The following is a 12,700-nucleotide window of genomic DNA, read 5'->3' as shown; positions in this document are numbered from 1 at the left end:
AACCGATACTAATTGCCCGTGAGGCTTGATCCTATAACCCTGGATCTCAGCGAACTCAACACGCTACACAACAATCACACTCCCCACACACTCTACTTCTCCCCTTTGTGACCCTTTACAGTCTGACGACCATAGCGTCCTGGAACCACTCCTTCCCATCCCGAACAGGACAGTGAAACAGGTCCGCGCCGATGATAGTGCTCTTCGTGAGTGCGAAAGTAGGTCATCGTCAGACTACCCCACGCCAAAAAAGCCGCTCTCCAAACACAGGATGAGCGGCTTTTTTACGCCTACGCTCGCCCCGAAGCGTCTCTTGCGCCCGTGACTTGCGCCGGCGCATCGTGCAGAATCGCCACTCCTCACCGGATTGGCGTTTCATGGATTTCGATCTGATCATCGTGGGCGGGGGGCTCGCCGGTGCAAGCCTCGCGGCCGCTCTGCAGGGAACCCGCTACCGCATTGCGCTCGTGGAGGCGCGAGCGCCCGCCTTCGTCGAGGGCTGGGATTCGCGCGTATATGCTATCAGTCCGTCATGCGCGAATTTCCTTCGTGACATCGGGATCTGGCAGCATCTCGATCCGGGGCGGATTGCGCCGGTGCATTCGATGTCGATCCGTGGTGACGCGGAGGGCGAACTCGAGTTTTCGTCCTACGACAGCGGCCTCTCGGAACTGGCCTGGATCGTCGAGTCCGGTCGGATGCAGCGCGAGTTGTGGGAAACCGTCAAGCGCCAGCACAACGTGACGATGCTGGTCGGTGGTACGCCGGAGGCGATAACGGTGGACAGGGGTAGCGTGTCGCTCACGCTTCCCGGCAGGAAACCGATTTTCGGTCGGCTCGTCGTGGGTGCGGATGGGGTCAATTCCTGGGTGCGTGAGCAGGCGGGAATCGACGCAGAGATTAGCCCCTACGGCGAGCGCGGCGTCGTCGCGAATTTCAATTGCGAGAAGGACCACTGCAACCGGGCGTTCCAGTGGTTCCGCGACGACGGCATCCTGGCGCTGCTCCCCCTGCCTGGGCGGATGGTGTCCATGGTCTGGTCGTGTGCTGACGACTTCGCCGATTCGCTGCGTGCGCTGGAGAGCGGGGCGCTGTGCCGGCGAGTCGCAGACGCTGCGGGCGGCGCGCTTGGTGCGCTCGATCTGATCACGCCGGCGCAGGCCTTTCCGCTGCGGTTCATGCGTGTCGCTTCGGTCGTGAAGGAGCGTATCGCCTTGGTCGGCGATGCCGCGCATGCCATCCATCCGCTTTCGGGCCACGGCATCAATCTCGGATTCCAGGATGCACGGGCACTTGCCGATGTGCTGCGGAAGCTTCCCGCATGGCGGGATCCCGGCGAGATTGCGGTGCTGCGCGGCTATGCCCGCGTGCGCGCTGAAGAGCCCTTTCTGGTTCAATACGCGACACACGGACTCAACCGCCTGTTTGGCTCGCGCAATCCGCTGCTCGCAGCGGTGCGCAACGCTGGTTTGAACCTCACCGGCCGTTTGCCGGTCGTACGGAACGCGCTCGTGCGTTATGCCGTGAGCGGCCGATTTTGATTTCCTGGAGATGCTGATGCTTAAGAAGGTAATTCGTCCGCTGGTCGCGGCGCTGGGACTGGTGCTGCTGACTCAGGGTGCCGCGCGCGCCGACGAGGCCGACGTGAAGAAGGCGGTGGAGGCCTTCGTCGGCGCTCCGGCGGTCGAGTCTGTCGCGAAGCTGCCGTATGCCGGCCTCTACGAAGTCGTGATGAAGAGCGGGGAGTTGATCTACACGGATGATAAGACGAGTTTCTTCCTCGACGGACGCCTGATCGACACGAAGACGCGGAAGGACGTCACCGCGGCGCGCATGGCGCAGCTGTCGTCGGTCGACTTCGCGTCGCTGCCGCTCGACCACGCGATCAAGCAGGTTCGCGGCAACGGTTCGCGGGTGCTGGTGACGTTCGAGGATCCGAACTGCACGTACTGCAAGCGGCTCAACAAGGAGCTCTCGCAGATGAAGGACGTGACGCTGTACACCTTCCTGTTCCCGATCCTGAGTCCGGACTCGACCGAGAAGTCGCGCAACATCTGGTGCGCGAAGGATCGTGCGAAGGCGTGGAACGAGTGGATCCTCGAGGCGAAGACCCCGGCTGTGGCGAAGTGCGACAGTGCGGCCGTCGACCGCAACGTGGCGCTCGGCCAGAAGCTGCGCATCAACGGTACGCCGACGATCTTCCTCGCCGACGGGCGCCGCCTGGGCGGCTATGTGCCGGCCGCGGAACTCGAGCAGCAGCTCGCGAGCGTCGCGAAGTAAGGCGACGAACGACGGCGCCTGCAGGCGCCGTTCGCTTTAGTGCCGTGCCCTCTCAGAGGGCGCCGGTTTCACTCGGCAGCAGGACCCACAGCTGACCCTGCTGGCGCATACGTCCGGCCTGTACGCCGGCATCCGCGCCGAGCCCCCAGAAGAAGTCCGCCCTGACCGCGCCCTTGATGGCGCCGCCGGTGTCCTGGGCGAGCATCAGCCTGCGCAGCGGTCGGTCGCTGTTCGGTGCGGTCGTCGCGAGGAATACGGGAGCGCCCAGCGGGATGGTGCGGGGGTCGACGGCCAGGCTGCGTCCCGCCGTGAGGGGGACGCCCAGCGCACCGGTGGGACCGCCGGTCGAGGCCGGCGTTTCCTTGAAAAAGACGTAGCTCGGGTTGCTGTGCAGCATTTCGGCAAGGCGGTGAGGGTTGCTGCGCGCCCAGTTCTTGATGCCGTCCATGGACGCCTTCTCGAGCGGAAGTTGGCCCTGGTTTACGAGCCAGCGGCCGATCGACTGGTAGGGGTGGCCGTTCTGGTCGGCGTAGCCGATGCGGACCTGGCTGCCGTCGGGCAGTTCCACGCGTCCGGAACCTTGCACCTGGAGGAAGAAGAGGTCGATCGGATCGGCTGCCCACAGCAGGGTGGGGGCGGGGGAGCGGTCCTGCATGCCGTCGAGTTCGGCGCGCGTCCAGTACGGTACGACCTTGTTGCCGACCAGTCGGCCGCGCAGGCGAAGGTTGCGCATGTCGGGATAGAGGTCGCCGAACTCGATCGTGAGCATGTCGCCCGGCACGCCGTGGACGGGCCAGGGATAGCGTTCCGAGCGCGAACGGCTGCCCTTGATGATGGGCTCGTAGTAACCCGTGATCAGGCCTTCGGCGGTGCCGTCGGGGTTGCGGACGGCCCACGGCGTGAAGCGGCTTTCGATGAACTGGCGTACGGCGCTCGCACCCGGGGTGTCGCCGAGGCGCTGGGCGTCGTCGCACACGCGCTGCCAGCGAGGCTGCTTGGCGAGCGCCTTGCACGACTGGCGCAGGGCGGGCCAGGCTTGTCCGACGTCGTCACTGCGCCAGTCGGGCAGTTCGCTCCAGCTTGCGCGCTGCAGGGCTTCCGCTGAGGGCGTCGGAGCGGGGGACGGTGCCGCCGGAGGCGTCGATTGAGCCGGTGCCGACGGGGCGGCGCAGTTCGGGCATGGCGGGCAGGGTTTCGTCGCCGTGCAGGGGGCGGTCGCGGTCGCAGGCGCCGGCGGCTGGCTGGCACAGGCGGCGAGTAGGACGAAGGGGAGGAGACACAGCAGGCGCTGCGGGGGCGATGTTGGGGCGCGCCGGTTCATTGGGAGGATCGGGTAGACTCGTAGAATCAAGGGATCCCAGTATACCGGCTTGTCCGGTGCGGCCCGAATCGCCATTCCCGTGGGAGAGCACAATGTGGGTGATCTTTCTGGAGGCGGGCGTTGCGCTCGCGCTGTTACTGGTGATCGTGTGGGCCACGTGGCCGAGGCGGCGCGACGGCGAAGCGAATGAAGGAAGAACGAATCGAGATGAATGATCTAGTGCAATTGGTGACACGCGCTGAGCAGCTGATCGGGCGCCTAGAGCAACTGCTGCCGCGTCCGGCGGAGGCGCCGGACTGGGCTGCAGCGCCGGCCTTCCTGTGGCGCAGGCGGAACGGCCATGCGCACCTCGTGCCTGTGACGCGTCCTCACGGGATCCGGCTCAAGGACCTGCGCGACATCGACGATCAGAAGGAGCGCATCGATCTCAACACGCGGCAGTTCCTCGCGGGAAGGCGCGCGAATAACGTGCTGCTGACGGGCGCACGGGGCACCGGCAAGTCGTCGCTCGTGAAGGCCTTGCTGAATGCCTACGCAGGGAAGGGCTTGCGTCTGATCGAGGTCGATCGCGACGACCTGATGGATCTGCCCGACATCATCGAACTCGTCCAGGGGCGCCCGGAGCGCTTCATCCTGTTCTGCGACGATCTGTCCTTCGAGGACGCGGAGCCCGCCTACAAGGCGCTGAAGAGCGTGCTCGACGGATCGGTGGCGGCGGTTCCCGACAACGTGCTGATCTACGCGACCTCGAACCGGCGCCACCTGATGCCGGAGTACCACGACGAGAACCTGCAGGCGAAGCACGTGGATGGCGAGATCCATCCCGGCGAGGCGGTCGAGGAGAAGATTTCGCTCTCCGAACGCTTCGGTCTGTGGGTCTCCTTTTACCCGTTCAGCCAGGACGAGTATCTGGAGATTGTCGCGTACTGGCTAAAGAGTTTCGGGCTGGAGCGCAAGGCAATCGAAGCGGCGCGGCAGGAGGCGTTGCAGTGGGCGCTGATGCGCGGCTCCCGTTCCGGGCGCGTCGCCTGGCAGTTCGCGCGCGACTGGGCGGGGCGCTTCGAGACGGGAAACGCGAGATGACGAAGCGCGAGACGAAGCGCGTGGAGGTGGCTGCGGGCGTGATCTTTCGCCGGGACGGGCGCTTCCTGCTCGGGCAGCGGGCGCCCGATACCTTCTATGCGGGCTACTGGGAATTCCCCGGCGGAAAGGTCGAGCCGGGGGAGTCGCCGGCCGATGCGCTGATCCGCGAGCTCGACGAGGAGCTGGGAATCCGCGTGCATGCCGTGCGGCCATGGATCACGCGGGAGCATCTGTACGAACATGCGCACGTGCGGCTGCATTTCTTCGAGGTCGCCGATTGGGAAGGCGAGCTGCACGATCACGTGCATAGCGCACTTTCCTGGGAGCGGGTGGAAGCGCCGGAGGTGGGGCCGATGCTGCCGGCGAACGGGCCGATCCTGAAGGCCTTGCGCCTGCCGCGCTGGATGGGGATCACGCACGCGACCGGGATCGGGGTAGAACGCCAGCTGGCGCAGCTGGACGCGGCGCTGGTTGGAGGGCTGCGCCTCGTACAGCTGCGCGAGCCGGGGATGGCGATGTCCGAGCTGCGTGCTTTCGCCGTCGAGGTCGTGAAGCGTGCGCGCGCGTGCGGGGCGTCGGTGGTTGTGAATGGCAGCCCCGAGCTCGCAGCCGAGGTCGGCGCCGATGGCGTGCATCTGTCGGCGGCCCTGCTTGCGCTCACGGGGCAACGCCCGGCGCTGGAGTGGGTCGGCGCATCCTGCCATACGCGCGAGGAGCTCGAGCGTGCGGCCGGCCTTGGCCTGGACTATGTGGTGCTGGGCGCGGTGCAGCCGACGGCAACGCATCCCGGGCAGGCGGCGCTGGGGTGGGAGCGGTTCTCCGAACTGGTCCGCGGGCTGCCGATGCCGGTGCTGGCGCTCGGCGGGCTGCAACCGGCCGACATGGAGCGCGCGCGGGCCGCCGGTGCGCACGGCATTGCGGCGATACGCGGGAGTTGGGTTCAGTCCTGAGACGACCGTCCGGGGGGGCTTTGCTCGCCCGGATCGCCCTCGTCGGAGGTGGGGACGCGGTAGTCCTCGGATGCCCAGGCACCGAGGTCGATCTGCTTGCAGCGTTCGGAGCAGAACGGGCGGAAGCGGTTCTCGGGCACCCAGCGTACGGGGGCGCCGCATTGCGGACACTTGACGGTGCGGACATGTGCCATGCTGCGGGTAGCCTCAGAGGCTGCAGAAAGTGAGTTCGAAATTGACGTCGCGCTCGGCGAGCCGCGGGCGGATCACCGTCTCGGAGAGCATGAAACGGACGTTGAGCGCGTATTTGTTGGCGCTGATCTCGGGCACGACCGCGTCGCTCGGCGACAGGCGCAGGCGCAGCATCTGTGCGCTGCGGCCGGCCATCATGAGCTGGTAGGTGCCGCCGCGGGCAAGTTGCGTCTCGGGGCGGCCGCTTGCGCGCAGCAGGCGCAGGACGATCGAGAGGCCGTCGCGGATCGGCAGCATCGGGTGCACCCAGTTGGACAGATCGTGCCGGCGCTGGTCGGCGTCGCGCTGCAGCCAGAAATGATACGAGGGTAGGTCGAACTGGCAGACGCCGCCGGGAATCGACGCGCGGCTGCGGATCGCCATCAGCCATTCGTTCTCGCGCAGGTACTGGCCGATCTTGCCGGCCATCGCGAGCAGCGAGGACGAGGCCTGTTCGATTTCGTACAGCGCCCCGGACAGGGCTTCCTCGGAGATCTCCGGATTGTTGCGGAAGGAGATCAGGATCTGGCGCTGGCGTTCGAGTTCCTGGACGAGGTCGACCTTGAGGTCGGCGCGGCCGGCGACTTCGAGGACTTCGAACAGGGTGAGCAGCGTGACGTGGTGATCCTGCGGAGCATCGCCACGTGAAAAGTGGGCAAGTTTGCTGTAAAGGTCTTCCAGGCGCAGAAGGGTGCGGATACGCTCGTTAAGAGGATATTCGTAGCTGATCACCGCATTTGCGCCTGAAAAAACCGGATCTCCCGTTAGTGCGAGGATGATAGCACAGGGGATATGGCGCGGCCTGACCGTTTGCAGCGCCGGATCGCCCGAAAAGCCTTTGTCCGTGGGCGTTTTCAGGCGACAGCGCGGGCGGCGGCGAGGTACTTCTCGTGCAGGCGCTCCACCTGGGCGAGGAGCGTGGCGAGGTCGCCGCCGTTGTCGATGACGTCATCCGCAGCGGCGAGGCGTTGTTCGCGGCTTGCCTGGGTCGCCATGATGGCGCGCACCTGCTCTTCTGGCAGGCGGCTGCGCGTCATGACCCGCGCGATCTGGACCTCGACGGGGCAGTCGACGACGCACAGGCTGTGGCAGCGTTCGCGATACTTGCCGGATTCGACCAGCAAGGGCACGACCAACACGACATAGGGGGCGCGGGCTTCGCTCACCTGACGCGCGCTTTCCGCGCCGATTGCCGGGTGCAGGATCGCTTCGAGCCGGCGCCGTTCGTTCGGGTCGGCGAAGGCGCGGTCGCGCATGACCTTGCGGTCAAGGGCGCCGTCGGGCGTGATCACCGTGTCGCCGAAGGCCGCGCGGATCGCGGGAATCGCCTGTCCGCCCGGCCCGGTGAGGGCATGCGCGATGGCATCGGTGTCGACGATGGCGGCGCCGAGTTCGGCAAAGCGGTCGGCCGCTGCGCTCTTGCCGCTGCCGATGCCGCCGGTGAGGCCGACGACGTAGGGGCTGTTGCTCATGGTGTGCATCCGCTGATGGTTGCGCCCGACCGACGCACGGCCGGCGAACTGGTGAGGGTCTTGAGTGCGCTCGCCGGACCATGCACCTCGATGCGGTGAACGGTCGTCGTGCGCGAGGCGATGCCGGCGCCGCGCACCTGCTTCGCCTGCAGGTTGGCGAGGTGTTGCTGGGCCTTGGCTTCGGTCTTGAAGAGGCCGAGCGAGATTGCGTACTGGTTGGGGCCGGGATCGTTGACGATGAAGAGCTCCGAGATCCCTTGTCCGCGCAGCTCGGCGACGCGCCGTTCGGCGGAATCGCGTCCGCCACCGGGCGGGATGCGCACCCACCATGCGGTGGGGGTGCTGCTGGTCTTGCGTTCGCTGCGCAGGCCGGGTTTGCCCGCGATCGCGGTCTGCATGAGCGCATCGGCTTCGCTTTCGGCGAGTCCGCCGATAACGGTGCAGGCCTGCGGCGATACCGGTGCGATGGTGGCAGAAGGTGCCGCGGGTGCGCGGGCCGTCGCCGCATCGCGGCCGTCGCCGGATTCGGCTGCGGAGGCGGTCTGTTCCGCGGGAAGTGCCTGGGGTGGCGCTTCGACTTCGCGCGGCGGAGCATTGCTGCCGGGGCGCAGCATGATGCGGTCCGGGTTGAGTTGGTTGCTCAGGCGCTCGGGTTCGCCCTCGGGCACGGAGCTGCCCAGCCAGCCCCGGATCGACGCCAGGGCGAGCAGGTTGAGTAGTACGAGAATGACCAGCACGATGCGCATGGGCGAACTTTACCGGATAGGCGACCGATGCATGCGCAGCCGTTCAGCCGAACTTCGGCAGGTGGGCGAGCGATGCGGCGACGGCTTCGGCCGGATAGTCGTAGTTCTCGAGCTGGCCGGAGAAGTAGCGGTCGTAGGAACTCATGTCGAAGTGGCCGTGGCCGGTGAGGTTGAAGAGGATCACCTTCGGTTCGCCCGTGACCTTGCAGGCGAGCGCCTCGTCGATGGCGGCGCGGATCGCGTGGCAGGATTCGGGTGCAGGGATGATGCCTTCGCTGCGCGCGAACATGACGCCGGCCTCGAAGGTGGCGAGCTGCGGCACGGCGACCGCTTCGAGCAGGCCTTCGTGGAAGAGCTGCGACACCAGCGGCGAGTCGCCGTGGTAGCGCAGGCCGCCGGCGTGGATGCCGGGTGGCATGAAGTCGTGGCCCAGCGTGTACATCTTCATCAGCGGCGTGAAGCCCGAGGCGTCGCCGAAGTCGTAGGCGTACTGGCCCTTGGTGAGCGTCGGGCAGGAGGTCGGCTCGACGGCGACGCAACGCAGCTTCTCGGCGCGCTTGTCCCCCGAGGCCTTGTCGGCGAGGAAGGGGAAGGCGATGCCGCCGAAGCTCGAGCCGCCACCGCAAGGGCCCAGGACGACGTCGGGGTAGAGGCCGATCTTGTCGAACTGCTTCTTCGCCTCGAGGCCGATGATGGTCTGGTGCAGCAGCACGTGGTTGAGCACCGAGCCCAGGGTGTAGTTGGTGTCGGCGCGGCTCGCGGCCTCCTCGACGGCTTCGGAGATCGCGAGGCCGAGCGAGCCGGGGTTGTCCGCATCCTTGGCGAGCGCGTCGCGGCCGGTCTGGGTGATCTCGGACGGGCTCGCGAACACTTCGGCGCCCCAAGTCTGCATCATCAGGCGGCGGTAGGGCTTCTGATGGTAGCTGACCTTGACCATGTAGACGCGCACGTCGAGGCCGAACATCTGGCCGGCGAAGGAGATCGACGAGCCCCACTGGCCTGCGCCGGTCTCGGTGGCGAGGCGCTTGATGCCGGCCTGCTTGTTGTAGAAGGCCTGTGGCACGGCGGAGTTGGGCTTGTGCGAGCCGGCCGGCGAGACGCCTTCGTGCTTGAAGAAGATCTTCGCCGGGGTGCCGAGCGCCCGTTCGAGGCGCACGGCGCGCATCAGCGGGCTGGGGCGCCAGATCTTGTAGATCTCGCGAACTTCGTCCGGGATCGCGATCCAGCGCTCGGCGCTCATCTCCTGCTCGAGGATCTGGCCGGGGAAGATCGCCATCATCTGCTCGGGACTCACCGGCTTGCCGTCGGCTCCGAGCGAAGGGCTGGGCGGATTGGGCATGTCGGCGACGACGTTGTACCAGTGCGTCGGGATCTCGTTCTCGTCGAGCAGGATACGGGTGGGTTCGGTCATCTTGTAGTCTCCCTCGGTGTCTTGCGGCAGTGTGGCGATTGGCCCGTGCTACGGCGTGTCGGGCTGTGTGGCGGCGACGGCGAGGCCCTTGAGGACCAGGTTGTCGACGCGGCGGAACGGGATGGCGAGCAGTTCGGCGAGCGCGTCGGCGCCGCCGCCGCTCAGCAGGCACACGGCCCGCGGCTCGTCGGCAATCTGCCGGAACATGCGCTCGACGGCGCCGGCCTGCGCGTTGCGGCAGCCGGACACGATGGCGTCGGCGGTGTTGCGCGGCGCTTCGACGTAGCGGCCCTCGGCGAAGGGAAGCTGGGCGGTGTCGCGGGCGAGCGAGCGGCGCATCAGGTGCTCGCCGGGCAGGATCAGGCCGCCGCGGAAGAGGCCGTCGGCGTCGAGGATGTCTATCGTGGTGGCCGTGCCGGCGTTGATGACGAGGCAGGCGGCAGGGTGCAGGGCGCGTGCGCCGATCAGCGCGGCCCAGCGGTCGGTGCCGAGCTGGTCGGGCTCGTCGTAGGCGTTGCGCACGCCGCAGCATGCGGCCGAGGAGCGCAGCCATTCCGGGGCGGGGGCGTGGCCGTGCAGGGCGTGCGCGATCGCGGCGGCGATGCCGGCGCCAGCGACGTTGGAACCGAAAACCCGGGTTATGCCCGCGCGGCCTTGTGCGATAGCGTTGAGCTCGCCGACGCGCGCGTGTTCGAGCGCGCCTTCGTCCTGCCACGCGCCGTTGCCGAAAAGGCCCCACTTGACGCGCGTGTTGCCGGCGTCGATCAGCAGGATCACTGTGCGGCCCTCAGCGAGACCTCGCCGGTGAGGATGCGGGTCAGGCCCGCGTCGGTGCGCAGGAGCAGAGCGCCGTCGTCGTCGACGCCAGCACAGATGCCGCTGAGCTCGGTCCCGTCGCCGGTGATGCGCACGGGCAGGTCGGCGAAGGCGTTGCGCTGCTGCCATGCACCGCGCAGCGCGGGGAAGCCGGCGGCGGCGTAGGTGTCGAACAGGACGTGGAGCTCGGTCAGGACTGCCGCCAGGAGCCGGTTGCGGTCGGGCAGCGCCGGGAGGTGTTCGCCCAGGTCGGTGACCGCGGGCTGATCGGGGATTCGTGCTCCTGCGGGCAGGTGCAGGTTGATGCCGATGCCGACCACCGCAGCCGGGGTGCGTCCGCGACCGGGCAGCAGTTCGACGAGGATGCCGGCGAGCTTGTGGCCATTCACGAGCACGTCGTTGGGCCATTTGAGCTGCAGGCCCGGCACGCCTAGCGTCTCCAGCGCGCGCACGACCGCGAGGCCGGCGACGAGCGACAGGCCGGCCGGCACGGGGGCGCCGGGCATGAAGCGCCACAGCGTCGAGAAGGTCAGACTGCCGCCTGCCCACGACTGCCACTGGCGACCGCGCCGGCCGCGCCCCGCGGTCTGGCGTTCGGCAACGACGACGTGGATGCGCCCGTCGTCGGCGGGCGTCGCGTCCATGAGTACGCTGTTCGTGGAGGCGCACTCTTCGAGCACCCGGAGGTCGAAGGTGCCGGCGAGCTCGCCGAGTTGCTGGTGGATGGCTGCGGCGTTCAGCGGCGCGCCGGAGGTGGATGCACTCAAGCCGGTCTTCCCGTGCGGTACGTGAAAACCTGCATTATCCGTCATTGCATGCGCATGCACGAGTGCGGTGCGCAGCCGGTGAGGCCGAGAATGTCGAAGGCCCAGGCAGCGCCCTTCGACAGGCTCAGTGCGAACGGAGAATTTGACCGACTCGGCTCAGGGCGAACTGAGTAGTGGACGGATAGCTATGCGGCGGGCGCCGCCGGGCGTTCGTCGTCCATGCCGAGTTCCTGGATCTTGCGCGTGATGGTGTTACGCCCGATTCCCAGCAGCTGGGCGGCCTCGATGCGGCGGCCGCCGGTGGCGCCCAGCGCGCGGCGGATCAGCGTGCGTTCGAAGTCGCGCGTGAGGCGCTCGAATACTTCGCCCGGCGAGGTCGCGATCAGGCGGTCGGCTTCGAGGGCGAGGCCGTCGGACCAGCTGATCGGCGCCTCGCGGTCGGGCTGGGCCTTCATGTCGGGCGGCAAGTCGGCGATTTCGACGACCTGGCCGGGCGCCATCACGGTGAGCCAGTGGCACAGGTTCTCGAGCTGACGCACGTTGCCGGGGAAGGGCAAGGCCTGCAGGTACTTGATCGCGGCGTCCGAGACGCGCTTGGTCTCGACGCCGAGGTCGTGCGCGCTCTTCTGCAGGAAGTGGCGGACGAGCAGCGGGATGTCCTCGCGGCGCTCGCGCATCGGCGGCAGGCGCAGGCGGATCACGTTGAGGCGGTGGAACAGGTCCTCGCGGAACAGGCCCTGGCGCACGCGGTCCTCAAGGTTCTGGTGGGTCGCGGCGATGACGCGCACGTTGGCGCGGATCGGCTGCTGGCCGCCTACGCGGTAGAAATGGTTGTCCGAGAGCACGCGCAGCAGGCGCGTCTGCAGTTCGGCGGGCATGTCGCCGATCTCGTCGAGGAAGAGCGTGCCGCCGTCGGCCTGCTCGAAGCGCCCGCGCCGCTGTGCGGCTGCGCCCGTGAAGGCGCCGCGCTCGTGGCCGAAGAGCTCGGACTCCAGCAGGTCGCGCGGGATCGCCGCGGTGTTGATGGCGATGAAAGGGGCGTCCGAGCGCGGGCTGTGGCGGTGCAGGGCGCGCGCGACGAGTTCCTTGCCGGAGCCCGATTCGCCGTTGATCAGCACGGTCGCGTGCGACTGGGCGAGGCGGCCGATCGCGCGGAAGACTTCCTGCATCGCCGGCGCCTGGCCGAGGATCTCGGGGGCGAGCGCGGTGCTCTCGGACGCACCTTTCTGGTGCGCGCTCTGCGCGATCGCGCGCTGAACCAGTGCAACGGCCTGATCGACGTCGAAGGGCTTGGGCAGGTATTCGAAGGCGCCGCCCTGGAAGGCCGACACGGCGCTCTCCAGGTCCGAGTATGCGGTCATGATGATGACCGGCAGCTGCGGATGCAGCGTCTTCACCCGCTTGAGCAGGCCGAGGCCGGACTCGCCCGGCATGCGGATGTCTGAAATCAGTACCTTGGGCGGGACCGGTTCGATTTCTAGCGCGGACAGCGCCTCGTTTGCGGACGAGAAGCTGCGGTGCGGGATGTCCTCGCGCCCGAGTGCTTTTTCGAGCACCCAGCGGATGGAGCGGTCATCATCAACGATCCAGACGGTGTTCATTGTTTAATGCACCTTTTTGGTG

Annotated in this window: 13 protein-coding genes and 1 rRNA gene; 5 read left to right on the top strand and 9 right to left on the bottom strand. The window is 67.5% G+C overall.

The annotated features are described in order from the left end of the window. Positions 1–121 precede the first annotated feature (121 nt). The 3 genes from rrf to F464_RS0107665 all read left to right on the top strand — a co-directional run bounded on the left by rrf (position 122) and on the right by F464_RS0107665 (position 2,280). Positions 122–235 (top strand): 5S ribosomal RNA (rrf, locus tag F464_RS0107675). Between the two features lie 142 nt (positions 236–377). After that, positions 378–1,541 carry a UbiH/UbiF family hydroxylase gene (locus F464_RS0107670; protein WP_018989210.1) on the top strand — a complete coding sequence of 388 codons (1,164 nt, stop codon included), beginning with the start codon at positions 378–380 and terminating at the stop codon, positions 1,539–1,541. A 16-nt stretch (positions 1,542–1,557) separates the two neighbouring features. Further along, positions 1,558–2,280 (top strand): DsbC family protein, encoded by a 723-nt coding sequence (locus F464_RS0107665; RefSeq protein WP_018989209.1) that lies wholly within the window; start codon positions 1,558–1,560, stop codon positions 2,278–2,280. A 52-nt stretch (positions 2,281–2,332) separates the two neighbouring features. Here the strand turns inward: F464_RS0107665 and mltA are convergent, their stop codons facing one another. After that, positions 2,333–3,601 (bottom strand): murein transglycosylase A, encoded by a 1,269-nt coding sequence (gene mltA / locus F464_RS0107660; protein ID WP_198292236.1) that lies wholly within the window; start codon positions 3,599–3,601, stop codon positions 2,333–2,335. A gap of 207 nt (positions 3,602–3,808) precedes the next feature. Here mltA and F464_RS0107655 point away from each other — a divergent pair, with 207 nt between their 5' ends. Together F464_RS0107655 and F464_RS0107650 are read left to right on the top strand one after the other, a co-directional pair. Next, positions 3,809–4,684, top strand: a complete 876-nt coding sequence (locus F464_RS0107655; protein ID WP_026295832.1) for an ATP-binding protein — start codon at positions 3,809–3,811, stop codon at positions 4,682–4,684. After that, complete coding sequence (locus F464_RS0107650) at positions 4,681–5,634, top strand: Nudix family hydrolase (RefSeq protein ID WP_018989206.1); 954 nt, start codon at positions 4,681–4,683, stop codon at positions 5,632–5,634. The genes F464_RS0107655 and F464_RS0107650 overlap by 4 nt, the downstream gene beginning before the upstream one ends. On the opposite strand, the gene F464_RS0107645 is transcribed toward F464_RS0107650, so the two are convergent. From F464_RS0107645 to ntrC, 8 genes are all read right to left on the bottom strand, one after another. Then, positions 5,625–5,828 (bottom strand): DNA gyrase inhibitor YacG, encoded by a 204-nt coding sequence (locus tag F464_RS0107645; RefSeq protein ID WP_018989205.1) that lies wholly within the window; start codon positions 5,826–5,828, stop codon positions 5,625–5,627. The genes F464_RS0107650 and F464_RS0107645 overlap by 10 nt on opposite strands. A gap of 13 nt (positions 5,829–5,841) precedes the next feature. Next, the gene (gene zapD, locus F464_RS0107640; RefSeq protein WP_018989204.1) at positions 5,842–6,597 is read right to left on the bottom strand and encodes a cell division protein ZapD; all 756 of its coding nucleotides are present in this window, start codon (positions 6,595–6,597) and stop codon (positions 5,842–5,844) included. A 122-nt stretch (positions 6,598–6,719) separates the two neighbouring features. Beyond that, positions 6,720–7,337, bottom strand: a complete 618-nt coding sequence (coaE, locus tag F464_RS0107635) for a dephospho-CoA kinase (protein WP_018989203.1) — start codon at positions 7,335–7,337, stop codon at positions 6,720–6,722. Then, the gene (locus tag F464_RS0107630; protein ID WP_018989202.1) at positions 7,334–8,083 is read right to left on the bottom strand and encodes an SPOR domain-containing protein; all 750 of its coding nucleotides are present in this window, start codon (positions 8,081–8,083) and stop codon (positions 7,334–7,336) included. Before F464_RS0107630 ends, coaE begins: the two co-directional genes overlap by 4 nt. 43 nt (positions 8,084–8,126) lie before the next feature. Then, positions 8,127–9,494, bottom strand: coding sequence for a TrpB-like pyridoxal phosphate-dependent enzyme (locus F464_RS0107625; protein WP_018989201.1), 1,368 nt, complete (start codon positions 9,492–9,494; stop codon positions 8,127–8,129). Between the two features lie 48 nt (positions 9,495–9,542). Further along, positions 9,543–10,271 carry a type III pantothenate kinase gene (locus F464_RS0107620; RefSeq protein WP_018989200.1) on the bottom strand — a complete coding sequence of 243 codons (729 nt, stop codon included), beginning with the start codon at positions 10,269–10,271 and terminating at the stop codon, positions 9,543–9,545. Beyond that, a complete protein-coding gene (locus F464_RS0107615) occupies positions 10,268–11,077 on the bottom strand; it encodes a biotin--[acetyl-CoA-carboxylase] ligase (RefSeq protein ID WP_018989199.1) in 810 nt (269 codons plus the stop codon). Before F464_RS0107615 ends, F464_RS0107620 begins: the two co-directional genes overlap by 4 nt. A 185-nt stretch (positions 11,078–11,262) precedes the next feature. Then, complete coding sequence (ntrC, locus tag F464_RS0107610) at positions 11,263–12,678, bottom strand: nitrogen regulation protein NR(I) (RefSeq protein WP_018989198.1); 1,416 nt, start codon at positions 12,676–12,678, stop codon at positions 11,263–11,265. Positions 12,679–12,700: the final 22 nt, after the last annotated feature.

The sequence above is a fragment of the Aromatoleum toluclasticum ATCC 700605 genome (genome assembly GCF_000378245.1).
Classification (GTDB): Bacteria; Pseudomonadota; Gammaproteobacteria; order Burkholderiales; family Rhodocyclaceae; genus Aromatoleum; species Aromatoleum toluclasticum.
The sequence above is the reverse complement of the archived record's forward strand: the minus strand, read 5'-3'. Positions and strand labels throughout refer to the sequence as shown.

Bases quoted from the DNA above. Each gene is read 5' to 3' on its own strand.
- F464_RS0107650 (WP_018989206.1), top strand. From the start codon at position 4,681: ATGACGAAGCGCGAGACGAAGCGCGTGGAGGTGGCTGCGGGCGTGATC.
- F464_RS0107630 (WP_018989202.1), bottom strand. From the start codon at position 8,083: ATGCGCATCGTGCTGGTCATTCTCGTACTACTCAACCTGCTCGCCCTG.
- mltA (WP_198292236.1), bottom strand. From the start codon at position 3,601: ATGAACCGGCGCGCCCCAACATCGCCCCCGCAGCGCCTGCTGTGTCTC.
- F464_RS0107670 (WP_018989210.1), top strand. From the start codon at position 378: ATGGATTTCGATCTGATCATCGTGGGCGGGGGGCTCGCCGGTGCAAGC.
- F464_RS0107655 (WP_026295832.1), top strand. From the start codon at position 3,809: ATGAATGATCTAGTGCAATTGGTGACACGCGCTGAGCAGCTGATCGGG.
- ntrC (WP_018989198.1), bottom strand. From the start codon at position 12,678: ATGAACACCGTCTGGATCGTTGATGATGACCGCTCCATCCGCTGGGTG.
- coaE (WP_018989203.1), bottom strand. From the start codon at position 7,337: ATGAGCAACAGCCCCTACGTCGTCGGCCTCACCGGCGGCATCGGCAGC.
- F464_RS0107665 (WP_018989209.1), top strand. From the start codon at position 1,558: ATGCTTAAGAAGGTAATTCGTCCGCTGGTCGCGGCGCTGGGACTGGTG.
- F464_RS0107645 (WP_018989205.1), bottom strand. From the start codon at position 5,828: ATGGCACATGTCCGCACCGTCAAGTGTCCGCAATGCGGCGCCCCCGTA.
- F464_RS0107625 (WP_018989201.1), bottom strand. From the start codon at position 9,494: ATGACCGAACCCACCCGTATCCTGCTCGACGAGAACGAGATCCCGACG.